The sequence below is a fragment of the Roseateles sp. genome, from assembly GCF_965262435.1.
In the GTDB taxonomy this organism is placed as follows: Bacteria; Pseudomonadota; Gammaproteobacteria; order Burkholderiales; family Burkholderiaceae_C; genus Paucibacter_A.
In genome coordinates this window covers 864,146-888,893 of the sequence record NZ_OZ253537.1, presented here as the reverse complement: position 1 = coordinate 888,893, position 24,748 = coordinate 864,146, and the positions used below count along the sequence as shown (strand labels likewise).

General features: G+C 64.9%; 22 protein-coding genes. 13 read left to right on the top strand and 9 right to left on the bottom strand.

Annotated elements, in window-relative coordinates; translation table 11 throughout:
* Positions 1 to 53: 53 nt before the first annotated feature.
* The 4 genes from recQ (at position 54) to ACQY39_RS03975 (ending at position 6,030) form a co-directional block, all read left to right on the top strand.
* Positions 54 to 1,934, top strand: a complete 1,881-nt coding sequence (gene recQ / locus ACQY39_RS03990) for a DNA helicase RecQ (protein ID WP_428503608.1) — start codon at positions 54 to 56, stop codon at positions 1,932 to 1,934.
* A 51-nt stretch (positions 1,935 to 1,985) separates the two neighbouring features.
* Complete coding sequence (locus ACQY39_RS03985; protein WP_428503606.1) at positions 1,986 to 3,080, top strand: ABC transporter substrate-binding protein; 1,095 nt, start codon at positions 1,986 to 1,988, stop codon at positions 3,078 to 3,080.
* Positions 3,081 to 3,157: 77 nt separating this feature from the next.
* Complete coding sequence (locus ACQY39_RS03980) at positions 3,158 to 5,278, top strand: M13 family metallopeptidase (RefSeq protein WP_428503604.1); 2,121 nt, start codon at positions 3,158 to 3,160, stop codon at positions 5,276 to 5,278.
* Between the two features lie 182 nt (positions 5,279 to 5,460).
* The gene (locus tag ACQY39_RS03975) at positions 5,461 to 6,030 is read left to right on the top strand and encodes a hypothetical protein (RefSeq protein ID WP_428503602.1); all 570 of its coding nucleotides are present in this window, start codon (positions 5,461 to 5,463) and stop codon (positions 6,028 to 6,030) included.
* A 483-nt stretch (positions 6,031 to 6,513) separates the two neighbouring features.
* On the opposite strand, the gene ACQY39_RS03970 is transcribed toward ACQY39_RS03975, so the two are convergent.
* Positions 6,514 to 7,401 carry a LysR family transcriptional regulator gene (locus ACQY39_RS03970; RefSeq protein WP_428503600.1) on the bottom strand — a complete coding sequence of 296 codons (888 nt, stop codon included), beginning with the start codon at positions 7,399 to 7,401 and terminating at the stop codon, positions 6,514 to 6,516.
* A 128-nt stretch (positions 7,402 to 7,529) separates the two neighbouring features.
* On the opposite strand from ACQY39_RS03970, the gene hppD reads away from it, so the two are divergent.
* The 3 genes from hppD (at position 7,530) to ACQY39_RS03955 (ending at position 10,654) form a co-directional block, all read left to right on the top strand.
* Positions 7,530 to 8,573, top strand: coding sequence for a 4-hydroxyphenylpyruvate dioxygenase (gene hppD / locus ACQY39_RS03965; protein WP_428503598.1), 1,044 nt, complete (start codon positions 7,530 to 7,532; stop codon positions 8,571 to 8,573).
* A 29-nt stretch (positions 8,574 to 8,602) separates the two neighbouring features.
* The gene (locus ACQY39_RS03960) at positions 8,603 to 9,142 is read left to right on the top strand and encodes a VOC family protein (RefSeq protein WP_263561740.1); all 540 of its coding nucleotides are present in this window, start codon (positions 8,603 to 8,605) and stop codon (positions 9,140 to 9,142) included.
* Positions 9,143 to 9,460: 318 nt separating this feature from the next.
* On the top strand, positions 9,461 to 10,654 hold the full coding sequence (locus ACQY39_RS03955; RefSeq protein ID WP_428503595.1) for an ABC transporter substrate-binding protein: 1,194 nt from the start codon (positions 9,461 to 9,463) through the stop codon (positions 10,652 to 10,654).
* A gap of 6 nt (positions 10,655 to 10,660) precedes the next feature.
* Here ACQY39_RS03955 and ACQY39_RS03950 read toward each other — a convergent pair whose 3' ends face one another.
* Positions 10,661 to 11,530, bottom strand: a complete 870-nt coding sequence (locus tag ACQY39_RS03950; protein WP_428503593.1) for a S1/P1 nuclease — start codon at positions 11,528 to 11,530, stop codon at positions 10,661 to 10,663.
* 472 nt (positions 11,531 to 12,002) lie between these two features.
* Here ACQY39_RS03950 and ACQY39_RS03945 point away from each other — a divergent pair, with 472 nt between their 5' ends.
* Positions 12,003 to 12,479: an Lrp/AsnC family transcriptional regulator gene (locus ACQY39_RS03945; RefSeq protein ID WP_428503591.1), complete on the top strand. Its 477-nt coding sequence runs from the start codon at positions 12,003 to 12,005 to the stop codon at positions 12,477 to 12,479.
* Positions 12,480 to 12,501: 22 nt separating this feature from the next.
* Here the strand turns inward: ACQY39_RS03945 and ACQY39_RS03940 are convergent, their stop codons facing one another.
* Positions 12,502 to 12,792, bottom strand: a complete 291-nt coding sequence (locus tag ACQY39_RS03940) for a hypothetical protein (RefSeq protein ID WP_428503589.1) — start codon at positions 12,790 to 12,792, stop codon at positions 12,502 to 12,504.
* Between the two features lie 183 nt (positions 12,793 to 12,975).
* On the opposite strand from ACQY39_RS03940, the gene ACQY39_RS03935 reads away from it, so the two are divergent.
* The 3 genes from ACQY39_RS03935 (at position 12,976) to ACQY39_RS03925 (ending at position 17,271) form a co-directional block, all read left to right on the top strand.
* Entirely contained in the window at positions 12,976 to 13,629 is a 654-nt protein-coding gene (locus ACQY39_RS03935; RefSeq protein ID WP_428503587.1) for a helix-turn-helix transcriptional regulator, read from the top strand.
* A gap of 314 nt (positions 13,630 to 13,943) precedes the next feature.
* Entirely contained in the window at positions 13,944 to 15,791 is a 1,848-nt protein-coding gene (locus tag ACQY39_RS03930) for a S8 family peptidase (RefSeq protein WP_428503585.1), read from the top strand.
* 178 nt (positions 15,792 to 15,969) lie between these two features.
* Positions 15,970 to 17,271 (top strand): hypothetical protein, encoded by a 1,302-nt coding sequence (locus tag ACQY39_RS03925; RefSeq protein ID WP_428503583.1) that lies wholly within the window; start codon positions 15,970 to 15,972, stop codon positions 17,269 to 17,271.
* Positions 17,272 to 17,318: 47 nt separating this feature from the next.
* On the opposite strand, the gene ACQY39_RS03920 is transcribed toward ACQY39_RS03925, so the two are convergent.
* From ACQY39_RS03920 to ACQY39_RS03895, 6 genes are all read right to left on the bottom strand, one after another.
* The gene (locus ACQY39_RS03920; RefSeq protein ID WP_428503582.1) at positions 17,319 to 17,585 is read right to left on the bottom strand and encodes a hypothetical protein; all 267 of its coding nucleotides are present in this window, start codon (positions 17,583 to 17,585) and stop codon (positions 17,319 to 17,321) included.
* Complete coding sequence (locus tag ACQY39_RS03915; protein WP_428503580.1) at positions 17,582 to 18,109, bottom strand: DUF6933 domain-containing protein; 528 nt, start codon at positions 18,107 to 18,109, stop codon at positions 17,582 to 17,584. Before ACQY39_RS03915 ends, ACQY39_RS03920 begins: the two co-directional genes overlap by 4 nt.
* A gap of 205 nt (positions 18,110 to 18,314) precedes the next feature.
* Positions 18,315 to 18,653, bottom strand: a complete 339-nt coding sequence (locus tag ACQY39_RS03910; protein ID WP_428503578.1) for a nucleotidyltransferase family protein — start codon at positions 18,651 to 18,653, stop codon at positions 18,315 to 18,317.
* A gap of 74 nt (positions 18,654 to 18,727) precedes the next feature.
* Positions 18,728 to 19,090 carry a hypothetical protein gene (locus ACQY39_RS03905; RefSeq protein ID WP_428503576.1) on the bottom strand — a complete coding sequence of 121 codons (363 nt, stop codon included), beginning with the start codon at positions 19,088 to 19,090 and terminating at the stop codon, positions 18,728 to 18,730.
* 98 nt (positions 19,091 to 19,188) lie between these two features.
* On the bottom strand, positions 19,189 to 19,425 hold the full coding sequence (locus tag ACQY39_RS03900) for a hypothetical protein (RefSeq protein WP_428503574.1): 237 nt from the start codon (positions 19,423 to 19,425) through the stop codon (positions 19,189 to 19,191).
* Positions 19,426 to 19,448: 23 nt separating this feature from the next.
* Positions 19,449 to 19,706, bottom strand: coding sequence for a hypothetical protein (locus ACQY39_RS03895; protein WP_428503572.1), 258 nt, complete (start codon positions 19,704 to 19,706; stop codon positions 19,449 to 19,451).
* A gap of 136 nt (positions 19,707 to 19,842) precedes the next feature.
* Between ACQY39_RS03895 and ACQY39_RS03890 the strand changes: the two genes are divergently transcribed.
* Together ACQY39_RS03890 and ACQY39_RS03885 are read left to right on the top strand one after the other, a co-directional pair.
* Positions 19,843 to 20,817: a nuclease-related domain-containing protein gene (locus ACQY39_RS03890; RefSeq protein WP_428503571.1), complete on the top strand. Its 975-nt coding sequence runs from the start codon at positions 19,843 to 19,845 to the stop codon at positions 20,815 to 20,817.
* A gap of 37 nt (positions 20,818 to 20,854) precedes the next feature.
* A complete protein-coding gene (locus tag ACQY39_RS03885; protein WP_428503570.1) occupies positions 20,855 to 24,685 on the top strand; it encodes a DUF3427 domain-containing protein in 3,831 nt (1,276 codons plus the stop codon).
* Positions 24,686 to 24,748: the final 63 nt, after the last annotated feature.

Sequence of the window (24,748 nt, the reverse complement as noted above, 5' to 3'; positions counted from 1 at the left end):
GGCAAAAGGCCTAACGGATCATGGCGAGCCGGGGGCGTACCATTGCGGACTCGATGAAAGCACCCTCCATTTCCCCCGACGCCAGCCCGCAGAAAATCCTGCATGAAGTCTTCGGCTACAGCGCCTTCCGTGGCGCGCAGGCCGACATCGTGGGCCATGTGGTGGCCGGCGGCGACGCCCTGGTGCTGATGCCCACCGGCGGTGGCAAAAGCCTCTGCTACCAGATCCCCGCCATCGCGCGCCACCGCAGCCAGCAAGGCGTGACCGTGGTGGTCAGCCCCCTGATCGCCCTGATGCACGACCAGGTCGGCGCGCTGGAAGAAGCCGGTGTGCACGCCGCCTTCCTGAACAGCAGCCTGAGCGGCGAGCAGGCCGCCCATGTCGAGCGCGAGATGATGAGCGGCCGCCTGGTCATGCTCTACGCCGCGCCCGAGCGCATCACCAACCCGCGCTTCCTGGCCCAGCTCGATTCGCTGCAGGAGCGCGGCCTGCTGAGCCTGTTCGCCATCGACGAGGCGCACTGCGTCAGCCAATGGGGCCATGATTTCCGCAGCGAGTACCTGGCTCTCAGTCTGCTGCACGAGCGCTACCCCGAGGTGCCGCGCATCGCGCTGACCGCCACCGCCGACGACCTGACCCGCGCCGACATCATCGAGCGCCTGCGCCTGGAAGAGGCGCGCATCTTCATCAGCAGCTTCGACCGGCCCAACATCCGCTACACCATCGTCGAAAAGGACAGCAAGCCGCGCGATCAGCTGCTGCGCTTCATCCAGGACGAACATGGCGAGGACGCCGGCGTTGTCTACTGCCAGAGCCGCAAAAAAGTGGATGAGACGGCCGACTGGTTGGTAAGCGCCGGCATCAAGGCCCTGCCGTATCACGCCGGTCTGGACGCCGCCGTGCGCCAGCGCCACCAGGACCGTTTCTTGCGCGAAGACAGCATCGTCATGGTGGCCACCATCGCCTTCGGCATGGGCATCGACAAACCCGATGTGCGCTTCGTCGCCCACCTGGACCTGCCCAAGAACATCGAGAGCTACTACCAGGAGACCGGCCGCGCCGGCCGCGACGGGGCGGCGGCCGATGCCTGGATGACCTACGGCCTGGCCGATGTGGTGAACCAGCGCCGCATGATCGACGAAAGCCCGGCCGGCGAGGAATTCAAGAAAGGGCAGCGCGGCAAGCTCGACGCCTTGCTGGCTCTGGCTGAGGCGACCGACTGCCGGCGCGTGCGGCTGCTCGGTTATTTCGGTGAGTTAAGTACCGCTTGTGGCAACTGCGACAACTGCCTCGTGCCGCCCGCCACCTGGGACGGCACCGATTCCGCCCGCAAGCTGCTCAGCTGCATCTACCGCTTTCACCAGAACGGCGGCCAGCGCTTTGGTGCCGGCCATCTGATCGATGTGCTGCGCGGCAAGGTCACCGACAAGGTCACGCAGTACGGGCACCAAAGCCTGTCCACCTGGGGCATCGGCGCTGACCTGCCCGAGACCCAGTGGCGCGCCGTGCTGCGCCAGCTGATCGCTCTGGGCCATGTGTTCACCGAGGGCGAGTACATGACCCTGGCCTTGGCCGACAGCGCCCGCGCCGTGCTCAAGGGCGAGGTGCAGCTGCTGCTGCGCGTGCCCACCGTGGCCCCCAAACGCGGCCGGCTGACGCGCAATGGCAAACCTGGCACTGGCAGCAGTGGCAAGAGCAGCGCGCCGATCGAGCTCGACGACGATGCCCTGGCGCGCTTCGAACTGCTCAAGGCCTGGCGCGCCGAAGTGGCCAAGGAGCACGGCCTGCCCGCCTATGTGATCTTCCAGAACGTCACCCTGGCCGAGATGGCCCGGCAGAACCCGCAAAGCCTGGACGAGCTGGCCGGCATCAGCGGCGTGGGGGCGAAGAAGCTGGAAGCGTACGGCGAGGAGATCTTGCGCGTTCTCGGTTGATCCGTGCGCTGTGCCCTGGGTCGCGCGGGCACAAACTGTAACAATCTACGTATGCAACGCCGCCTACTGCTCACCGCCCTGAGCCTGCCCACCGGGCAGGCGCTGGCGCAGCTGGCGGCGTCCGCACCGCTCGCACCCGGCCTGCCGGCGCTGAGCGCAGAGCGCCAGCTGGAAGCCGCGGCCCGTGCCGAGGGCCGACTCCACACCCTGGGCATGCCCGACAGCTGGGCCAACTGGGCGGGCATCTGGGCCGACCTGAAGCGGCTCTACGGCATCGAGCACAGCGACGAGAACATGAACAGCGCCGACGAGATCGAGCGCATGGCGCGCGACGGCAGCCGCGGCACCGTGGACCTGGGCGATGTCGGCTTCGAATATGGCGCGGTGGCGCGCGGGCGTGGCATCAGCCGGCCGCACAAGCCCAAGTATTGGGAGCAGATCCCCGCCTGGGCGCGCGACGAAGATGGCTACTGGGCCCTGGCCTACACCGGCACGATTGCCTTTGCCGTCAACAAGAAGCGGCACGGCGGGCGGGTGCCGCGCAGCTGGCAGGAGCTGTTTGATGGCCCCTACACGGTGCAGGTCGGCGGCGTCGGCAGCTCGGCCCAGGCCAGCGCCAATGTGTTGGCGGCCGCCATCGCACTGGGCGGCGATGAAGTGCGCCTGCAGCCGGCGCTGGAGGCCTTTGCCAAGCTGGCCCGGCAGGGCCGGCTGATTCACAGCAATGCCACGGTGGACGACTTGCAGCGCGGCAAGGCCGATGTCTTCCTGCTCTGGGATTTCGTCGCCCTGGGCCATCGCAGCCGCCTGACGCAGCCTGCCGACTACGAAGTACTGATTCCCACCGACGGCTCGGTCACCAGCGGCTACACCACCCTCATCAACCGCCACGCACCGCACCCCAATGCCGCGCAGCTGGCACGCGAGTACATCTTCAGCGACGCCGGCCAGCTGCAGCTGGCGCGCGGCTATGCCCGGCCGATTCGCATCGCTCACCTGGACCTGCCGCCCGAGCTGCGCCAGCGCCTGCTGGACCCGGCCCAGTACAGCCGCGCCCGCGCCCTGCGCCCCTTTGTCTGGGCCTGGGAGATGAAGAAGCTGCGCGAGACCTGGCAGGACGAAGTGCTCAAGCAGACCGCGCGCTGAACTGCGCCAGCGCGCGTCGCGCTTGGCGGAGAATCCGAGGCTTCGACCCATGACGGTCGCCAACGATGCCGCCCCCCATGCCCAAGATCTCCCAGCCCATGCGCCGCAGTGCGCCCTTCAAAGCCCTGTTGAGCGCCCTGAGCCTGGGGACGCTGAGTCTGCTGGCCCAGGCCCAGACCAGTGATGGCAACAACAGCGCCGCCAAGGAACAGCCCCTGACCAGCCTGCCCTACACGCCCAGCCTGGACCTGCAGGCCATGGACCGCAGCGTCGACCCCTGCGAAGACTTTTACCAGTACGTCTGCGGCGGCTGGATGGAAAAGAACCCGGTGCCGGCCGACCAGTCGCGCTGGTCGGTCTATGCCAAGATGGCCGATGAGAACCAGCGTTATCTCTGGGGCATCCTGGAGCGTCTGGCAAGCAGCCCGGCCGCGCAGCTGAACGCCAGCCAGGCTCAGATGGCCGACTACTACGCCGCCTGCATGGACGAAGGCGCGGCCGAGCGCCGTGGCCTGCAAGCCCTGCAACCGCTGCTGAGCCGCATCGACGGCCTGAGCAGCAAGCAGGAGCTGCCGGCCCTGCTGGCCGCCCTGCAGCTGGCCAGCAACAACGAGCGCCTGTTCTTTGCCTTCACATCGAGCCAGGACCTGGCCGACTCCAGCCAGCTGATTGCCTTTGCCATGGCCGGTGGCATCAGCTTGCCGGACCGCGACTACTATCTGAAGAGCGATGCGAAATCGCTCAAGATGCGGAAAGCGTTCAGCGCCCACATCGCCCGCATGTTCGAGCTTGGCGGCAGCAGCGCAAGCCAGGCTCAGGCGGCCGCCGCCCGCGTGCTGGCCATGGAAACCACCCTGGCCCGCGCCACCCTGAGCCGTGTGGACAAGCGTGACCCCTACAAGACTTTCCACAAGTTCGACGCCCGCGGCCTGCAAGCCCTGACCCCCGGCTTCGACTGGGCGGCCTACCAGCAGGCCCTGGGCGTGCCGGCTTCCACCCGGGTCTTCAACGTCACCGAGCCGGCCTTCTTCAAGGCCCTGGCCGGCCTGCTCAAGAAGAGCAGCCTGGACGACATCAAGACCTACCTGCGCTGGCAGACCCTGAGCAGCCAGGCGCCGCATCTGAACCAGGCCGTGGTGCAGGCCAACTTCGACTTCTTTGGCCAGACGCTCAACGGCGTGCCCCAGCTCAAGGCACGCTGGAAGCGCTGTGTCGAGCTGGTGGACAACCAGATCGGCGAAGCCCTGGGCCAGGAGTTCGTGGCACGCAATTTCAGCCCCGAGCTGAAGGCCAAGACCCAGCAGATGACCGAACAGATCGAGCGCGCCATGGCCCAGCGCGTTAAGGCGCTGGAATGGATGAGCCCGGCCACGCAAACGCGTGCGCTGGAGAAGCTGCACAGCATCGTCAACAAGATCGGCTACCCCGATGTCTGGCGCGACTACAGCGCGCTGGAGATCAAGCGCGATGACTTCCTGGGCAATGTGCAGCGCGGCAATGCCTTCGAAGCGCGGCGCCAGCTGAACAAGATCGGCAAGCCGCTGGACCGCGGCGAGTGGGGCATGACGCCGCAGACGGTGAACGCGTACTACAACCCGCAGATGAACGACATCAACTTCCCCGCCGGCGTGCTGCAGCCGCCGCTGTTCGACACCAAGCTCGACGACGCGCCCAGCTATGGCAACACCGGCGGCACCATCGGCCATGAGCTGATCCACGGCTTCGACGATGAGGGTCGCCAGTTCGATGCCAAGGGCAATCTCAAGGACTGGTGGGCCAAGAAGGACGGCCGCGCGTTTGAAAAGCGCGCCGCCTGCGTGGTCGAGCAATATGCGCAGTACACCATCGTCGATGACATCAAGATCAACAGCCGCCTGACCCTGGGCGAGGACCTGGCCGACCTGGGCGGCATGGTGCTGGCCCTGGCCGCCTGGCGCGAGCAGACCGCCACGCAGAAGCTGGCGCCCATCGACGGCCTGACGCCCGAGCAGCGTTTCTTCATCGGCTTCGGTCAGTGGGACTGCAACACCGCCCGCCCCGAGGCGCTGCGCGTGCAAGCCCTGACCAACCCGCATTCGCCGGGCCGCTACCGCATCAACGGTGTGGCCGTGAACATGCCGGAGTTTGCCCAGGCTTTCGCATGCAAGCCGGGTCAAAAAATGGTCAAGGAAGAGAGCAAGCGCTGCAAGATCTGGTGATCAGCGCAGCGGCGGCCAACACCCACAGGGGCGCGTTTTGCGCCCCTTTTTATTTACCCCGACCCATCGAAGTGCCGATATGTGACACGTGTAACGCTTTGCAAGGAAGAGGAAACAGGGTCAACGACGGCTCATCGGGCGTCGTTGTGCAGGTACCTTTCGCAACCCTTGGAGAAATCCTGATGAACACCAAGTCCAACGCTCTGAAGACCGCTCTGATCCCCGCGCTGCTGGCTCTGTCCTTGGGTAGCGCCATGGCCGCCGAAGCTACCAAGCCGGTCAGCGCCAACCCCACGGCCACCGCAGCCACCACCACGGCACCGGCTGCCACCGCAACGACCGCGGCACCTGCCACCAAGGAGGCTAACGCAAAAACCGAGCAGCATACCGGTGCAGCGAAGATGGAGCACAAGGCCGAGCACAAGAAGGCCCACGCCCACAAAGCTGCCCCGGCCGCTGCCAAGACCAGCCAAGCCACGCCAGCAGCAGCCTCTGTGACCACGGCTGCCGCGACTGCCACCCCGACTGTGACAGCAGCCCCCACGGCCAAGCCGGCCACCACCGCTGCAGCCACGCCGGCCGCTACCGCCGCCCCGGTGGCAGCAACAGCCATGCCCAGCCCGGTGAACAAGACCGACGGTGCCGGCCCGGCCACGCCCAAGAAGCCTGCCACGGAGGCTGCTGCTGCGGTGACCACGCCCAGCGCCACCCCAGCTGCGGCCAAGACTGAAGCCACGCCGGCCAAGTCCTGATCCGCTTCACAGAACTCGATTTCGACTTTCCCTGGCCCGGGCGGGCCGGGCTCCGGCCCGACTCCTCACCTGCCCGGTTTTACAAGGCGCAAGCAGCTTCAGGCGGCTTGCGCCTCTTTTTTTGGGCAGCGCGAGTGGCAGGTCGCAGCACATAGCGGAAGTTCGGTATCCGGGTTTGCGCGCTGCGGTGGCTCGGCCCGCCGCCGGGCGATTTGTGAAGGGCTGAGCAGCGCAGCGGCTCGGGGCGCGCGCGTACCCGCGCGCTTCAAGCTCTGACTTGGCGCGTCTGTTTGAACGGAACGAGCGCAGTGAGTGCAGTGAGTTATGCGCCGGCCCCGAGGCGCGAGCAGCGCAAGGCAGTCGGCCCGTGAGGGCCAACCCCGGAACCATGAGCTCGGCGGCGGCCCGGACTGCAGGGCCTCACGAGGGAAAACTAGGAGGCTGCTGTGTGCTGCTTCCAGTCGCCAGGAACTAACGATCCAATCAAGCAGCCCGGCTGAGCAGCTCGATCAGACGCTGACCAGCGCGGCCGGGTGGGCGGTCGAGGCGCTGGACCAGCCAGGGGGTGAAGCGAAATCGAGAGCCGCCCTGGTAGGGCAGCTCGACCAGCTGGCCAGCGGCCAAGGGCTCGTCGACCAGGTAGCGAGGCATCCAGCCAAAGCCCATGCCCATCAGCAAGGCCTGGCGCTTGGCAACAAAGCCAGACAGGTAGAACACCCGCTCGCCGCCGAACATCTGGCGGTCGCTGCCCTGGTCGCTGCTGTCCTGCACGCTGAGCTCGACATGGTCTTGCAACTCCTCCAGCCGCAAGGGCCGCCCGGCGTCCGCGGCCAGCCGGGCCAGCGCATGCTCGGGCGCCACGCAAAGCACGCACTCCACGTCGTCCTTCGCTTGGGCTTGCAGCAGCGCCGAGGGCTGGTACTCCTTGACCAACATCAGATCGGCCTGCTCCTTTTCGAAGCGGTGCTGCACGCCACCCAGAAATTCGATCTTCAGCTGCACCCGGGTCGGCACGCCTTCGTCGACCAGTTGCTTGAGCGCCCGCAAGGTGTCGGCCAGAGGCAGGATGCCGTCCACCACCACCAGCAGGCGAGCCTCCCAGCCCGAGGCCAGTTGCTGGGCCAGGGCCTCGACTTGGTAGGCCTGGCGCAGCAGGCGCCGGCCCTCAGCCAGCACGGCATCGCCCTCGGCCGTCAGGCGAACACGGTAGGCGCTGCGGTCGACCAAGGTCAGGTTCAGCTGCTCTTCCAATTTCTTGACCTGGTAGCTGACGGCCGACGTGACCTTGTGCAAGGCCTCGGCGGCGCGCGCAAAACTGCCATGGCGCACCACCGCGTCCAGTGCAGACAAGGCTTCGAGATCCAACTTCATGTTCGAAATTATTGATCAAGAACGACGAAGAAATTCGCTTTCTTTGAAGCATCGGCGAGCGAAGAATGCGCTCCATCGCCACGAGGGGCGAAGCCACAAGCCAACACCAACACCTGGAGACCCGCGTCATGAGCATCATCAGCCCCAGCAACCCCGTCGGCCTGACCGGCATCGAATTCACCGAATTCTGCGGCCCGACTCTGGAGCAGCTGGACGCGCTCTTCCTTTCTTTTGGTTTCTCCAAGCTGCGCCGCCACCCGAGCAAGGCCATCAGCTACTACCGCCAGAACGACATCCACTTCCTGCTCAACGGCGAACGCGCGGGCCACTCGGCCCAGTTCTCGCGCCGCCACGGCCCCTCGATCAGCGCCATGGGCTGGCGTGTCGAGAACGCCGCTACTGCCCTGGCCGCCGCCGTGTCCCGCGGCGCCGTGGCCGTGCCCGCTGCCATGAAAGACCATGCCTACCCAGCCGTCTGGGGCATCGGCGAATCCATCATCTATTTCATCGAGGCCCACCCGGCCGGCGCCAGCATCTACGAGCGCGATTTCGTGGCACTCGATGCTCCGGTGATCCAGCCGGACAAGGGCTTCCTGACCGTGGACCACCTGACCAACAACGTGCCCCCGGGCGAGCAGGACAAGTGGGCCGCCTTCTACAAAGGCATCTTCGGCTTCACGGAAGTGCGCTACTTCGACATCCAGGGGGCCAAGACCGGCCTGACCAGCTTCGCCCTGCGCTCGCCCGATGGCAGCTTCTGCATCCCCATCAACCAGCCCAAGGACGACAAAGACCAGATCGCCGAATACCTGCGCGAGTACAAGGGCCCGGGCGTTCAGCATCTGGCCTTCCTGACGAACGACATCCTCGGCTCGCTGGACCAGCTGCAAGGCAGTGGCATCGAGACCCTGGAAATCGACGCCGATTACTACGCGGAGGTCTTCGACCGCGTGCAAGGTGTGCGAGAAGACCATGCCCGCATTCAGCAGCACCAGGTGCTGGTCGATGGCGACGAGCAGGGCTATCTGCTGCAGATCTTCACCAAAAACATCATCGGCCCGATCTTTATCGAGATCATCCAGCGCAGCAACAACCTCGGTTTCGGCGAAGGCAACTTCGGTGCCCTTTTTCGCTCCCTCGAAAAAGACCAGGAACGCCGCGGCGTTATCTAACTCACAAACTTGACGGAGCCACAACCATCATGTTGACCCAAGGCATTCACCACGTCGCCTACCGCTGCCGCGACGTTCAGGAAACCATCCGCTTCTACAAAGAGGCGCTGGACATGGACCTGCTGCTGGCCATCTCCGAGGACCGCGTGCCCTCGACCAAGGAGGCCAACCCCTACATGCACATCTTCCTCGACGCCGGCCGCGGCAATGTGCTGGCCTTCTTCGAGCTGCCCGAGTCGCCGCCGCAAGGCCGCGACGAGAACACCCCGGCCTGGGTGCAGCACCTGGCTTTCCAGGTCGAGGATGTGGCCACGCTGGAGCGCACCAAGGCCAAGCTCGTGGCCCTGGGCATCGACGTGGTGGGCCCGACCAACCACGAGATCTTCCAGTCCATCTACCTGCACGACCCCAACGGCCACCGCATCGAGCTGGCGGCCAACACGGTCAAGCCGGGTCAGCTGGAGCGCTTGCGCGAGCTGGCACCGGCCATGATCGAGGAGTGGAGCCGCACCCGCCGCACCGTCAAGCACGCTGCATGGCTGCACGAGCAGGAGTTTGCGGCACCGTGATGGCGTGAAGCCGGGCCGCACGGCAGCCGGGCAAACGCCAAGGCCAAGCAGATTTGCTCAGCAGCGGCTTCGGGCGTCAAAGACTGAATTGGGCATGGCGGCGTTCCACCAGCGTCTTTCACCGGGCCCGGTAATGAGGGAGCACGGGCGGGCGGGGAAACGAAAGACGGAGCGAGTGACGGGTTTCGATTGACGCGGGCAGCAGGGGCCAAGCAGCAATTTCCCTGCCGGGCTGCCCCGAAAGCGGGCGAGCGAGCGCTTAGACTGGATCCAGCGGTTCCAGGCCAGCTGAACCCGACCGAGCCGCCCGCCTCAGCCATGCTCTTTGCCCACTCGCCTCGCAACCTTGCTTCGACCTCCGGGCCTCTTGCGTCTCCACGCCGCGCTTGGCTGGCCGGGCTGGGCGCGCTGATCGGCACACTGGCGCTGGCCGCGCTGCCGGCCGGGGCCAGCGATCCCAGCCAGGCCGAGATCCACATTGGCGCCTCGGCCGCACTCAGCGGCCCTGCGGCCGCCTTGGGCCTGCGCTACCACGCCGGCGCGCGAGCCTATTTCAAGCAGCTCAACCAGCATGGCGGCATCCATGGCTCACGCCTGGTGCTGGACCTGCTCGATGACGCCTACGAACCCGAGCGCACCGAGGCCAACACCCGACAGCTGATCGAACAGGCCCGCACCCTGGCGCTGTTCGGTTATGTCGGCACACCGACGTCTCTGGCGGCCCTGCCCTTCGTCAAGCGCAGCAAGCTGGCGTTTGTCGGCGCCTACAGCGGCGCCGATGCGCTGCGCGAGCCCATCAACGCCCAGGTGTTCAATGTCCGGGCCAGCTATGCCCAGGAAGGCGTGGCGCTGGCGCAGGCCATGCGCCGCGACGGCGTGCGTCGGGTCGACGTGATCTACCAGGCCGATCTGTTCGGCCGCTCCGGCCTGGAAGCTATCCGCGATGCCGCCCAGAAGGCCAAGCTGCAGCTGGGCCAGGTGATCACCGTCAAGCGCAACAGCGCCGATGTCGCCAGCCCGGTGCGCGAGCTGCTGGAGCGAAGCAGCGCCAGCGCCGGCAGCAGCCAGGCCATCTTCATGGTCAGCAGCTATGCCAGCTGCGCGGCCATCGTTCGGGAAGCGCGGCAACAAGGCTTTCGCGGCCGCTTCTACACCCTTTCTTTTGCCGGCCTGGAGCCACTGCGCGAGGCGCTGGGCGCCGGCATGAAGGGCCTGACCCTGGCCCAGGTCATGCCCGATGCCGAGAACCGCAAGCTACCCCTCGTGGCCGAGTACCAGCAAGCCATGCTGGCGGCCGGCGAGCATGACTTTGACTCCATCAGCCTTGAAGGTTATGTGGCAGCCCGCGTCCTGGCTGAGGGCCTGCGCCGGGCCAAGCCACCCTTGACACGCGAGAGCGTCGCGCCGGCGCTGGAGTCCCTGGGCGCGCTCGATCTCGGCGGCTTGCGCCTGCACTTCAGCGCCCAGCGGCACCAGGGTTCTGACCTGGTGGAGCTGCGCGTCGGCAAATAGGCCGCCTTACTGCAGGCTGCTGTTCAAGACCCCGGCCAAGCGGCGCGCGGCCTCGCTCAGGCGTTGGCGCAGGGCCGGCTCATGGGCATCGGCATAGCTCTGGTCGACCTTGTGGCCGTCCGGGTAAAAGCCCGGCGCGGCCACCAGGCGGCAGGACTCGCCCGCCCACAGCGCCGCCGCGCGGCTCTCGGCGGCGGGCATGCGCTGGCTGCCCTGGCCGGCGCTCAGCTCTTGCTGCAAGGCCTCGGCGCCACCGGCGCGGTTGCGCATCAAGCCCGAGTCCCAGAGCGAATGCAGGTTCGAGCCGCGGCCGAAGCCCTGCACCTGGTAGCTGTTGCCGCCGCGGTCGTCGGCAAAGCCGGCGTGCAGGGGCTGGTGCACATCGGCCACCAGATGGACCACGTACTTGAGCGCCTTGAGGCGCGCCTCGTCCGTGGCGCGGGCGTTCTTCAGCACCTCGACCTGGCGCTCGATCGCGCCGACCACACAAGCGCCGTCCTCGCAGTCTCGCGCTGGCTCAAAACTGCAGTCGCCGCCCCGCGGGAAGTTCACGTAATGCCAGGGCCCGGTCTGCGGCGAGCGGTGCTCGTCGGCCCAGGTGGAGATGGAGGCCAGGGTGCTGCCGGGCTCCAGCGCCAGCAGGCGCTGCACCTCGGCGCGGGCGGCGGGGCTCAGGCCCTGCTCGGCCACGCTGGCCACCAGGCGGTGGCCCTCGGCGCCCCAGGCTTGGGCCGGCGCGCTGCTCAGCAGCAGCGGCGCGGCCAGGGCCAAGCCGGCCAGCAGCGCCAGCGGGCGAAAGCGTGGGAGGGAGGAGGCGGAAGGAGCTGAAGAAACGAGGGAGGCGAGGGAGGCGAGGGGGCGGAAAGCGATCTGCAAGAGGAATCCAGCTCAAAGAAACGGAGAGAAACAGAGAGAAAGGGAGGGCCAGGATGCACGGCCCGAAGCGGCTCGCCATCCACGCGCAAACGGTTGCGCGCTCGCCATTGTGCCCAGCTTCGGGGCCGGCCCGGGCACGGCTGGGCTGGGCTTCTGCGCAAAGCGCACGCCCTAGGGAAGTGAATGAAAGAGTCAGCCGCAAAGAAAAAACCCCAAGCGCTTGTGGTGCTCGGGGTTCTCGGGGCTGCAGGGGCTGAAGTTGCGGCGCTCTTGGCGCCGGCCCTGCACCGCGCGGGGATGCCGCGGGGCTGCATGTCCGCCGGGCCGGGGTCCGGCTCGGCGGTGGTGTGTCGCGATCTCTCGCAGTGCTTTCAGTGTAGGCCGCGGGCTCGGGCAGAAAATTGCGAAGATGGCAGACTTCTGTCTTTGTTTGGCAGAAAATTGCGCCATTCAAATCAACAAGAGCATCACCATGGAATTGGACCGCATTGACCGCCAGATTCTCGATGTACTACAGGAAGACGGCCGCATCGCCAACCAGGACCTGGCCGAGCGCGTGGGCCTCTCGCCCTCGCCCTGCTTGCGGCGGGTGCGGGCGCTGGAAGAAAGCGGCCTGATCACCGGCTACCGCGCCCTGCTGGACGCCAAAAAGCTGGGCCTGGCGCTGATGGCCCTGGTGCACATCTCCATGGACCAGCACACGCCCGAGCGCTTTGCCAATTTCGAGGCCTCGGTGCGGGTGCTGCCCGAGGTGCTGGAATGCCTGCTCATCACCGGCCAGGCGGCCGACTACCAGCTCAAGATCATCGTCCGCGACATGGACCATTTCCAAAGCCTGCTGCTGGGCAAGCTGACTCGCATCCAGGGCGTCACCGGCGTGCACTCGAGCTTTGTGCTGCAGCAGGTGATTGCGCGCACCAGCCTGCCGGTCACACAGGCCGCAAACTGAGGCGTCGCCTCTGGGCAGCGACTCAACCCTGCTCGAAATGCATCATCTGCACCGAGCCCGGCTCGATCAAGGCGAAGAAGCTGCGGAAATCATGCAGGCTCATGACCTGCTCGGCAGCACTCAGCGCCGCCGCCTGATCATGCCAATAGACGATGTCAACATAGCGCCCGTCGGCGCTCACACCAAAGCTGCGCGAAACAAAACCGGCCAGCTTTTGCAAGCTGGGCGTCACCGCGGCGGCCGCGGCTTGCATCTGCTGCCTGGACACGCCGTTCACACCGGCAAACATAACCACTTCAATGGCTGCACTCATCATCAGTTCCTCTTGTCTTTCAAAACTGCCCAGCGGGCTGAACGCTGCCGCCCCGCGAAGCGGTTCAACGGCAGAGCCGGGCTTGCCCTCAAGCGGCGACCGGTCCTGTACCGAGCGCCTGGGTTTCCATTCTGAAAAGCTAAGCTGCCAAAAACTGTCACCTTTGCCCGCGGCGAGTGCCCGGTGAGCAGTCGTAGCAGCGAACGCCTGCTGGGCCTCCTGGCCAATGGCGAACGCTGGACGGCCGCCCTGCTCGCGCAGGAGCTGGGCCTGAGCGTGCGCAGCGTACGGCGTGGGCTGGCCCAGCTGCAGCAGGAAGGTTGTGTTCTGGACAGCGAACCCGGACGTGGCGGTGGCGTGCGCCTGGCGCGGCGCAGCAGCCTGCCTCGCACGGCCCTGAGCCAGCGCGAGCTGATCACCGTGATGATGGGCCTGGTCTTCAGCGGCGCTGAACGCGGCGCCCAACAAGCGCTGCGCCAGCGTGTGCGTGTAGGCGCCGCCGCCTCCGAAGCCGTGCGCGCCGACTGGCGCCCGCCGCGCCCGGCCGCGCTGGCCGAGGTGCAGCAAGCCTTTTTCGCCCAGCAATGCCTGCACATTCGCTACCAGGACGGCACCAGCCAGAGCAGCGAGCGCGAGATCGAGCCCCATTACCTGCTGATCAACGCACCAGCCTGGTACCTGCTGGCCTGGGATGTGAACAAACAAGCCACCCGATGCTTCCGCCTGGACCGCATCCGTCAGGCCCGCCCCCTCGACCGGCGCTTTCTGCGCCGTCCTGAAGTCCAGCTCATGAGCGAGGCAGAACAGGGCTTGGGGCCTTTCTTCAAGCCGCTTTGATGCACGCGCTGCTCCGCAGAGCAATGACTCAGAACGCCGATGTCAAGGCCTATGTGCCAGTTTTTGACATGGGATTGCCCTAGCTGAGAGCTCTGACAGGTCGGCGGTTTTTCGGCGGCAGCCCTGCCTAAACTGCGCCCGCTTCCGGCTGCAGGTGCTCGAGAACTTGCACGCCGCAAGTGGTGCCGCCGCCGAGCCCCCGCTCGTGCTGGCGGGTTCAGGCTCCCAACCGGGAGCGCCACGACGCGTTCGGCACAACCATCGACTTGAACTGCCCTTGCGCGCCGGTCTTGCTTGATTGAGAGAGTTGCCCCATGACTTCCCATTCCTCTTCCTCCTCACGCCGCCCCCAACGCTTCAGCCCCAAGCCGGTGACCCTCGCCCTGGCCCTGCTGGCAGCGGCCGGCGCCGCCCAGGCCGGCCAATCGGTCGCCGAGGCTGATGCGCCCGGCTCCCGAGTCGTCCAGAGCAGCGACACCGACCGACTGATCGTCAAGTACTTCGACGCCAGCGAAGCTGCGATGGAAGACGGCCGCAAGGTGATTCGGGCCCGCGCCCTGGACGCGAACGCGCTGAACCAGCGTGTCGACCGGGCCAAGCAGCTGGCTGCGCAACGCGGCCTGCAACTGAGCCTGGTGCGCCAGAGCGGCCTGGGCTCGCATGTGCTGAGCCTGGACCGCGCCCTGCCCGTGGCCGAGGTGGAAGCCCTGGCCGCCCGCATCAAGGCCGAAGACGCCACGGTCGAATACGCCGAGCCCGACCGCAAGATGTACGCCCTGCTGACCCCCAACGACAGCCAGTACAACCAGCAATGGGATCTGTCTGAAGCCACCGGCGGCATCCGCGCCCCGGCCGCCTGGGACCAAGCCACCGGCACCGGCGTGGTGGTGGCGGTGATCGACACCGGCATCCGCCCGCACGCCGACCTGGCCGGCCAAACCGTGGCCGGCTACGACATGATTGCCGACGTGGCCACCGCCAACGACGGCAATGGCCGCGACAGCGACCCCAGCGACCCCGGCGACTGGAACACCTCTGGCCAATGCGGCGGCGGCGGTGCGCGCAACAGCTCCTGGCACGGCACCCATGTGGCCGGCACCATCGCGGCGCGCACCAACAACGCGACCGGCATCGCCGGCATTGCCTTCAACGCCAAAGTGCAGGCCGTGCGCGTGCTGGGCCGCTGCGGTGGCTACAACTCTGACATTGCCGACGGCATGATCTGGGCCTCGGGCGGCAGCGTGCCGGGCGTGCCGGCCAATGCCACGCCGGCCAAGGTCTTGAACCTGTCGCTGGGCGGCAGCGGCGCCTGCGACAACACCAGCCAGAACGCCATCAACGGCGCCCGCTCGCGCGGCGCGGTGGTGGTGGTGGCGGCCGGCAACTCCAATGCCAACGCCGCCAACTTCACCCCGGCCAACTGCCCCGGCGCCATCACCGTGGCCGCGACCGACCGCTACGGCGCCCGCGCCCCGTACTCCAACTACGGCGCGGTGGTGGCCCTGGCCGCGCCCGGCGGCAACACCGGCGCCGGCACCAGCAACGGCATCTTGTCCACGCTCAACGCCGGCACCAGCTCGCCGGGCGCCGACAGCTACGCCTTCTACCAAGGCACCTCGATGGCCGCGCCCCACGTGGCCGGCGTCGCCGCGCTGATGTTCAGCAAGAAGCCCACGGCCACGCCCGATGAAATCGCCAGCAAGCTCAAGAGCAGCGCCCGCCCCTTCCCGGGCAGCTGCAGCCAATGCGGCACCGGCCTGCTCGACGCCAACGCCGCCGTGCTGGCCATGACCGACACCCCGCCACCGCCATTCGATGAAGCCGAGCCCAACAACACGCGGGCGCAAGCCAACGCCGTGGCGGCACCGCGCACCCTGCGCGCCGCCCTGGGCACCAGCAGCGACACCGACTACTTCCGCGTCAGCCTGCCGGCCGGCCGCACGCTGAGGGCCAGCCTGCCCATGCCCAACGGCAGCACCGACTACGACCTGCAGATCTACAACAACGCCGGCACCGTGGTGGCACGCAGCGAACTCGATGTTGGCGCGACCGACAGCACCAGCTACCGCAACGCGAGCGCGACGACGCAGAACTTCTTCGTCCGGGTCGTCTACTACAGCGGCAGCACAGCCGTGCCCTACTCGCTGAGCCTGAGCTGGTAAGCCAGCCCGGCCGTGGTGCCCGGTGCGGCGGCATCGGGCACCACGGCGGGCGAGGGCGGCGCGGCGCTCATCCGTCGCGCTGGATGGTTAGCTATCATGCGCCACCCAGTCTGCCCCCCCCCCGGAGGGCGCCCAGCGTGGCGCCCTCATTTGTGCCACCTCTGTGTGGCCCGCCGCCATGAACCGGAAGCACCCCCTGCACCGCGCCAAGCTCGCCCCTGAATCAGCATCCGTGCCAGCGCCCCAGCCGGGCGGCGACTCGCGCGCCCTGCAACAGGGCTTCACCCTCGCGCTGCTGATCAGCGCCCTGCTGCTGGGCTGGCTGATCCATGACCGGCTGCGCCTGTTCCAAAGCGGCTTGCGCCTGGAGGGCACGGTGATCGCCATGCCGGTGAGCGACGAGCGCATCGCCGGCAGCCACCCCGGCAGCACCCGGCAAGCCACCCGCCTCGATGTGATCGTGCAAGTGCCCGACCCCGATCACCCTGGCCAGACCCTGCGCTTTCGCGAGCTGACGCCCGTCTTGCACCTCTGGGTCGAAACCGGCCAGCGCCTGCCCGTGCTGCTGGCGCCGCTGCGCCGCGCCGACGAGCCCCTGCTGGTGGCCGCGCCCGCGCAGCTGGCCCTGCCTTTTGTATTGGCGGGCGGCTGGCTGCTGGGGCTGTGGGCCATGAGCCGGGCCGCCTACCAACACAGCGAAAGGCCGCGCCGCCTGTATGTGCTGCTGCTGGCCGCCCTGCTGCTGCCGCCCTTGATCGGCCAGCTGCCCGTCTGGCGCGCCCAGGCCGCTCGTGCCGAAGACCAGCGCATCGAAGCAAGCTGGCCCGCCTGGCCCGAGCTGGAAGCCGCCGCGCCCCGGCCCTGGTGGTGGTCGCAGCTGTCCTGGCAGGGCATGGACCCGCTGAGCGCCGACCCGGACGCCATCGCCCGCCACCGCCAGCGCCTGGACGCGGGCGGCAGGCCCGGCCAGGCCCAGGGCCACTACAAGCTGGACCACGCGCTGATGCTGCGCGAGCGCGCCGACCCGCAGGCCATGGCCATGCGCCTCAGCGCCGGCGGCACGCGCAGCGGCCACCTGCCGCTCTACCGCTTCTACCTCGATCATTTCCTCGACGCGCGCTGGCAAAGCCCGCACAACCCGCGCAACAACGACCGCAATCTGATGACCGAGCTCGCCGCCACCGTCATCTACATGGAGGTGCAAGCCGGCCGCGTCACCCCGGCCCTGGCCGAGCGCCTGCTGGCGCTCGACAAGGTGCAAGGCGCAGATGACGCCGAAACCCAGCAGCGCTTTGTGCGCGCCTACTGCGGCGCCCTGCAAGCCGTGCACGGCCGCGCCCTCGCCCGCGAGATGGTCCAGCCCCTGATCAGCGAAGGCATGGCCGCCGCCGAACGCCGCGGCGACCACGCCGCCCTGCGCAGCTGGCAAGACATTTGGAGCCGGGCCGTGCCCGAACCCAGCGGCGCCCTGCAGCCGTGACGGGCTGGCGGCGGGGATGCGGTTGGGGCTAAGGCAGGGCCGTCTCCTCAGCCGCCCTCAGCCTGCAAGAGCGCCCGTATCCGCGCCACCGTCGCCTCCACCGGCGCTTCGCGCGACACCTCCAACCCCAGCGCCCGCGCGATCTGGTTCACCTTGCCCGGGTAGAGCGGAATGCCGCCGGCGTCGATGGCGGCGATCAAGGCGCGAGCCTGCGCCAGCTCGGGAGGCAGGTCCGGCGCCGCGGCGGCAGCCCCGGGTGTGGCGGCGGAGGCTGCCCGTTGGGCGAGCAGGCGGCGCAGGGGGGAGGGTTTCATGTGCGGGCCGCGATGCGAGCAAACAAGCCGGCAGCGCTGAAGGCTGCACGTGTGGCGATATCCGGAAATGGCGCGTCGCGACCCAATGCCGTCATCGGCGTCCCGGCCAAATGCAAGCTGTGTTCCAGCAATGTCCGGCCCGGGTACTGCCTTGCATAGCCTTCCAGCAAATAGCTCAGTTGGTTCAAGGAGCCCAGCACACTGCGGCTGGCGGTCGTGCCGATGCGCGAAGCGTCTTGCATGGCGAGCAACTCTGCTTCGATGGATGCCTTGGGCACCTCGATGGCGGCCAGCAGCTCGGGCAGAGCCTGGGCCAGCCGCTGCGGCAACGAGCGAGCTTCGCGCGCCGGCAGCACCAGAGGCAGCAGACTGCGCTCACTGACACACAGCACCAGCTGCTGGGGCCGGAGGGGCAGCAAAGTCGCGTACCAATCGCCCAACACCGTGGTCGGCGCCTGCTCAGGACCAGAGCTCGGAGCAAGGCCGCGGTCGAGCAGTTTTCGAGTGCAGCGAAGGGTGTACATCAGGTGGCGAGGAAGAAGAGGAAGCGCTAGGCGAGCAGGCGACGCAGGGCTGAGGGTTTCATTTGGAGCCGTATGACGCTGGCAATGTGATAACAAGTCCTTGTCGGGCAAGGACTTCTTCGGGGTTTCCGGATTGGCGTGTGATGCGCGCAGTGCGGACTAGCCTGCCATTCTCAGCGGGGCATCCCCAAGGTATTTGGCTGAATCAGGCGCCATACAAAGCAAGCTGTTCCGACTCGATGCGGCGCCGCAGATAGGGGTTGCGCAGAGCATCCGGCGTCAGCAAGTCGACCGGGCGATTGAACAAATCTTCCAGCCCTTGCTTGAGTGCGAAAAAGGCCTGGGAATAAGCGGCTGGCGGCAAAGCCCCGTCAAAGTCCACCAAAAAATCCAGGTCGCTGTCAGCAGGCCTGAAATCGGCCCGCGTGGCGGAGCCAAAGAGATGGAGCGTGCGGGCGTGGTGGCGCTGGCACAGTTCAGCAAGCTGCGGCCGGCGGCTGGTGATGAAGAATGAAAAGTGAGAGGCCTGAGTGCTGTCGTCCATGTCCGCCATTCAACCCGCAGTGAAGACGGGCCGTCAACCATGAAGGCAAAAAAGAAAAGCGCCCTGAGCGAGCATCAAGCGCCGGGCGAGAGCTTGTCCGCAAACGCAGCGCCCTGTTCTGCGGCGCTGATGGCGCTGCAGTCGGAGTCCTCATCTTCATAAATCACCAAGAACCAGAACTGCTGCTCGGGCGCACCGAACACCGGGCTCAAGGCTGACGCCGGCCGCGCGAGCTTCAGCTTGACCTCCAGCGACAGCTCCTCGGCCTCGGCCAGCGCCTGGCGCGGCACGGCCTCCAGTTCCGGCGTCTCGGCTCGGAAATCCAGCAAGACCACCAAGTCATTGGTCTTGAAGTGCCGCTGCGCCGCCTGCGCAAAATTGAACACGCGCTCATCCAGCAGCGCGTGCAGGCGTTCGGGGAGTGGGGATTCGCTCATGGGTGGCTTGGGCGGCTGGGGTGGGACGGTGGATGGACGGATCTCGTGATTATCCTGAGATGGCGCTTGGGGCTCGTCGCGGGGCTCACTGGCAGGCATCACCGACCCGGCTCACCGGGCTCCTCCGGCTTGCCCCATTCAAACTCGCAATTCAGACAGCGATAGTTCAACGGCTCCCAAGGCATGCAGCAGCCACCGAGCGCGATCTCGCCGCGCTCTGCCGCGGCCATCGCCTCCTTAGACGGCATGCCGAACAGGAGCTCCACGCCCTCGATCTGCCCGCAGGCCGGGCAGCGCAACTTCAGGGTTGGCGTATTCGTATTCATTGATTTCAAGGCGCTTGCTCCACCGCTCATGTTCAATGCGAGGCCCGATCACCCGCTTCCTTGCGCGCCCAATCTGCCAGGAAGTCGAAGGTCTTGGCAATGAGCCGCATCTTCTCGGGCTTTTCTTCCTCGGCGTACAGGTGCTGGACGGACATGCCATTGCCCTTGTTTCCGCCCAGCACATAGAGCAGGCTGAACTGGGCCTCCAGGCGATCGGCCAGTTCGATGGCGAGGTCGTCGTACTTGCCGCGGGGGGTGGAGGTTTCGCTGGGGTCGTTCTGGTGGCTCATTGGATATCCCTTCATGGCTCTGGTTTGGCTGGGGTGTGGCGAAGTTTCGGCGACAGCTGGCTCACCAGATGAGCCAGCATGGCACTACAGGACGCAGCAGGCAGAATGCCGTACAGGTAAAACGTCATTCCATGTCATGCTGATCAAATCCATTGACGACAAGAGTCCCCGACTCAAGCTGTTGACCGAGCTTCGACAGTCAGCCTTGCTCGATACCTTCCAGGAGAACTGGCTCAAATCCGAGCTGCAGCGGCAACAGCGTGGCTGGCAGGGTGAAAGAGACGCCGCCTTCTACATCGACTCTTGGAAAAGGGACAGCGACACCCACGCCGTTTTGCATGATTTGCGCTTGCTGGCCGATGGAGAAACCGCCCAGATCGATCATCTGGTGATCAGCCGCACTCAACGCTTTTACCTGTTTGAGACGAAGTGCTTCAACGGCCAGATGCACATCAACGAACAGGGAGAGTTTTCCGTCGAGTATCCCGGCGAACGCGTTTTTGGCGTGCCATCTCCCTTGGAGCAAAGCCGCCGGCACGAGCGAATCTTGAGTAAGGTGCTAGATCGTTTGGGCATCAACGCTCGCGCGGGTGGCGCCTTCAGCTTTCACCATATCGTCCTCGTGCATCCAAAAGCCGTCATACATCGGCCGGATGCCAAGCGCTTTGATACGCGGAACGTGATCAAGGCGGACATGATTGCCCGCTGGCATGATGAGTACGTAGAAGGCCTAAACGCCGTCCAGGTATTTGGCAACCTGTTGAAACTACACAGCGAGGGTAGCCTCAAAGCCTGGGCGGAAAAGTTGGCGCGCGAACATCTGCCAGAGAACCCGCTGGAACTGCCCGAGTTCATGAAACCCAAAGTGACCGCGCCAACATTCAATCAGCCAAAGGCTGCAGGCAATGCAAGTCCGTCTGTATCCGCCCCTCCGGTCACACGGGCGGCTGCAATTGAGATCACGGATGCAACAGGGCATCCGCTCTACCGCAAGCTGGTTTGCGCAAACTGCCAAGCAAAGCTCAGCTATGCCGAAGGGCGGTTCTGCTGGAACCAAGCCGCACGGTACGGCGGGCTGCAATACTGCCGCCAGCATCAAAGCAGCTTTTAGCCTCCACAGGCTTCCTACGGAATCGGACTGATCGCGGATGGACATCACTGCCAGCTACTACGAGCGGTACGCCGCTAATTTTTTTGCTGAGACTGTCGGTGTAGATATGAAGCCGCTGCACCACCGCTTCCTACAGGGATTGGCGCCCCAGGCCCATATTCTTGATGCAGGTTGCGGATCGGGACGAGATGCCCGGGCCTTTGCCGACTTAGGCTATCGCGTCACGGCTTTTGACGCATCAGCTGAGTTGGTACGTTTGGCAAGCGATCACTGTGGCTTTGATGTGCAACTTCGCCGGTTCGAGGACCTGTGTGAGGTCGCTCAGTACGATGCCATTTGGTGCTGCGCAAGCCTGCTGCATGTACCGCCGACAGCATTGCCCGGAACTCTCGCGCGCCTTTGGCAATCGCTGCGCGCTGGTGGCCGCGTGTACCTTAGCTTCAAAAGCGGTTCGGGTGAGCGAATCCACAACGGCCGGCGATTCACTGACGCCAATGAAGAGTTAATTCGCCAGTGGTTTGCCACCTTGCCAGGTGTGCTGGGCATTGATGTTTGGCTGACCAAGGATCAGCGGCCTGATCGAGACGACAGTTGGATAAACGTCATTGCAAGACGTGAGCCAGTGACAGCTCAGCGTTTGGTGACAGGGGGAACAGACCACTTCTTGCCGCATTTGTCTGAAGCCTTCTCTCGATCCACCCATGTGGACTTAGCGGTAGCTTTCATTAAAGCAACCGGCCTGCGCCTGCTGTTGCCTGAGTTGCAGGCAGTCGCAGACGCAGGTGAGGGTTATCGACTGCGTGTTTTGACGAGTGACTACCTGGACATCACCGACCCAGAAGCGCTGCGCTTGCTCTTGTTGTTGGTCGAGCGTGGGGCCGACGTCCGGGTCTTTACGACTGAAGTTGGGAGCTTTCATCTGAAGGCTTACATCTTCGGCCGGCACGAAGCCGGCCGACTTGTTGCCGGCACTGCATTTATTGGATCGAGCAATATCAGCAGGCAGGCACTTCAAAATGGTCTGGAGTGGAACTACCGAGTCGTCTTCCCTAGCGACCAAGGATTCCTGGAGGCTAGCCAGGGGTTCGAAAATTTGTTCGCGCTGCCAAACTGCGTGGCACTTACGGACGCGTGGATCGAGGCCTATGAGAGAAGGCGCCTACCGCCTTCTCGTGCTGTCGCACCCGGAAGCCACGAACAGGAAGACCCGCCTGAACCCACTGCCATCCAGAATGCAGCACTTGCTGAATTGGACTTGAGCCGAAATGAAGGTTTCAGGCGAGGGCTGGTCGTTCTGGCCACGGGCCTAGGCAAGACATGGCTCGCGGCCTTTGACGCGGTGCGCGTCGGGGCCAGGCGCATTCTTTTCGTGGCGCACCGGGAAGAAATCCTAGGGCAGGCTGCAGCGACCTTCATTCGGATTTTGCCGTCCAAGCGAGTGGGTTACTACACGGGCCGCAACCGGGATGCTGAAGTAGACGTACTTTGCGCGTCTGTGCAGACCTTAGCCAAAGCCGAGCATCTGCAGCGCTTTTCACCGCAGCACTTCGACTATGTGGTAATTGACGAGTTTCACCACGCAGCTGCCGACACATATCGGCGCTTGCTGAGTCACTTCGCGCCTGGGTTCATGCTGGGTCTTACCGCCACGCCAGATCGAACCGACCAGTCGGATATCTTGTCGCTGTGTGATGACAACCTTGTCTACTCCTGCCACCTCTTCGAAGGCATCGAGGCACGGCTGCTCGCGCCGTTTCACTACTTTGGCATCGCTGACGAATCCGTGAACTACTCTGAGGTACCTTGGCGAAATGGCCGGTTCGACCCAGAGCAGTTGTCTCACAGGCTTGCGACGTTGGCGCGCGCTCGCCATGTGCTACGGGAGTGGCGCGCTCGGGCGCAGCGTCGCACCTTGGCGTTCTGCGTTTCCACGCGGCACGCCGATTTCATGGCTGAACAGTTCAGTTTGGCGGGAGTGGCCGCTGCTGCGGTGTATTCCGGCTCTGCAGTAGGCCGAACCCAAGCGCTTGAAATGCTAGATGCAGGAACGGTACAGGTGCTATTTTCAGTGGACCTCTTCAATGAAGGCGTAGACCTACCGAGCATTGACACTGTCATGATGCTTCGGCCCACTGAATCCAAGATTATGTTTCTGCAACAGCTTGGGCGTGGGTTGCGCCGTCATGATGCGAAGACACATCTAGTAGTGCTCGACTTCATCGGCAATCACCACAGCTTCTTGCGAAAACCACAGGCGCTGTTCGAGGTGGGTAGCAGCTACCAAGCGCTGGCGAGGTTCGCTCGTAGTGTTGAACAAGGAACATTGACTTTGCCAGAGGGCTGCTATGTCAATTACGACCTGATCATCATTGACTTCCTGAAGGCCCTCGACAGCACCGGCCCGAGAAAAGACTACGAAGCACTACGCAGCGCGTTAGGCCGCCGACCAACACTCAGTGAGTTCTACCGGTCTGGCATCAGTATCCAAGCAATGCGCAATCAGGAAGGTCACTGGTTTGAGCTAGTGCGGTCCATGGAAGACCTGGGCCCAGAGGAAGAAGCTGCTGCGCAGCAATTCAGCGCCTTGCTGCGTGACGTTGAGATTACGCAGATGACAAAGTGCTTCAAAATGGTTTTGCTAGAGGCGCTGCTAGAGCTCAACGGACTAGAGGAGCCGGTCTCACTCCAGATGCTATCGGCGCGGTCGCGGGACGTTATGGACCGGCGCCGTCCTCTGTTGCTTGATCTGAGCGCCGAAACGCGCGCCTTGTCTGCGGCTTCTGCTGGGTGGGCCCGCTACTGGCGTGACAACCCAGTCAACGCCTGGGTTGGAGGCAATCGGCCTTCAGATGTGCCGACACACTTCCATCTGATCAATGATCAGTTCGCTCTCAGGAAGCCAGTGCCGACCTTGTTGGTTTCTGCTGTATCCAGCATGTTGCAGGAGCTTGTGAACTTCCGCCTTGCAGCATATGAAGTTCGCCGTGCAGCAGAAGTTAGGCCGGACAACGTGCTGCCTTTCCATGGCCGTAAAGGCAATGTGGTGGAGTTGCCTTACTTTCCCAATCTCAGGATTGCCTGCGGGCACTTCAAGACGGGGCGCACTGACGTTGAAGAGCATCGCGTACTTCCAGCAGCCTACGGTGCGTTGGACCCAGCCCGCCACTTCATTGCAAGGGCTAACGGCAACTCTATGGACGGCGGCAAGCAGCCCGTTCACGATGGCGATTTCCTGCTTCTAGAACTCATCAGCCCTCAACGAGCTGGATCCATAACTGGACATATCGTCGCCATCGAACGCCAGGACGATAGCGGGGATAGTCAGTATCTGCTGCGTGTTGTCCTGAAGGATGGCAACGGTCAATACGTGCTCAGGGCCAACAATCCCGAGTATGGAGACATGGTCGCAACCGATGACATGCGCACGCTGGCGAGATTGCGCAACGTGTTAGATCCACTCGACCTTGCAGTAGGTCAATCGTTCCAGCGCGAGCAGATTCCACCCCTATTTGGAGTTGCGTTCAATCCTGGCATATGGAACGTTGGACATGTCGTGTTGAATGACCTCAAGGCACATGTCCTGCTGGTGACCTTGAACAAGCAGGGCAAGGCTGAGGAACACAAGTACCTGGACCACTGGATCAGTGATGAGCGATTCCATTGGCAAAGTCAGAACTCAACAACGCCTGAAAGCAAGCGCGGGCAGGAAATCATTCATCACGAAGCCAAAAGCATTGCCATTCACTTGTTCGTCAGAGATGGCAAATTGGCAGGTGGCAAAGCGGCGCCGTTTGTCTACCACGGTCGAGTACGGTACCAGTCACACGAGAGCAGTGGGCCTATGAGCGTGGTTTTTGAACTGCCCTGACGAAATGAGGTGACCAGTCAGCTTGCGGTGCATGGCCGCACCGCAACCCATCTCGCTTGGACA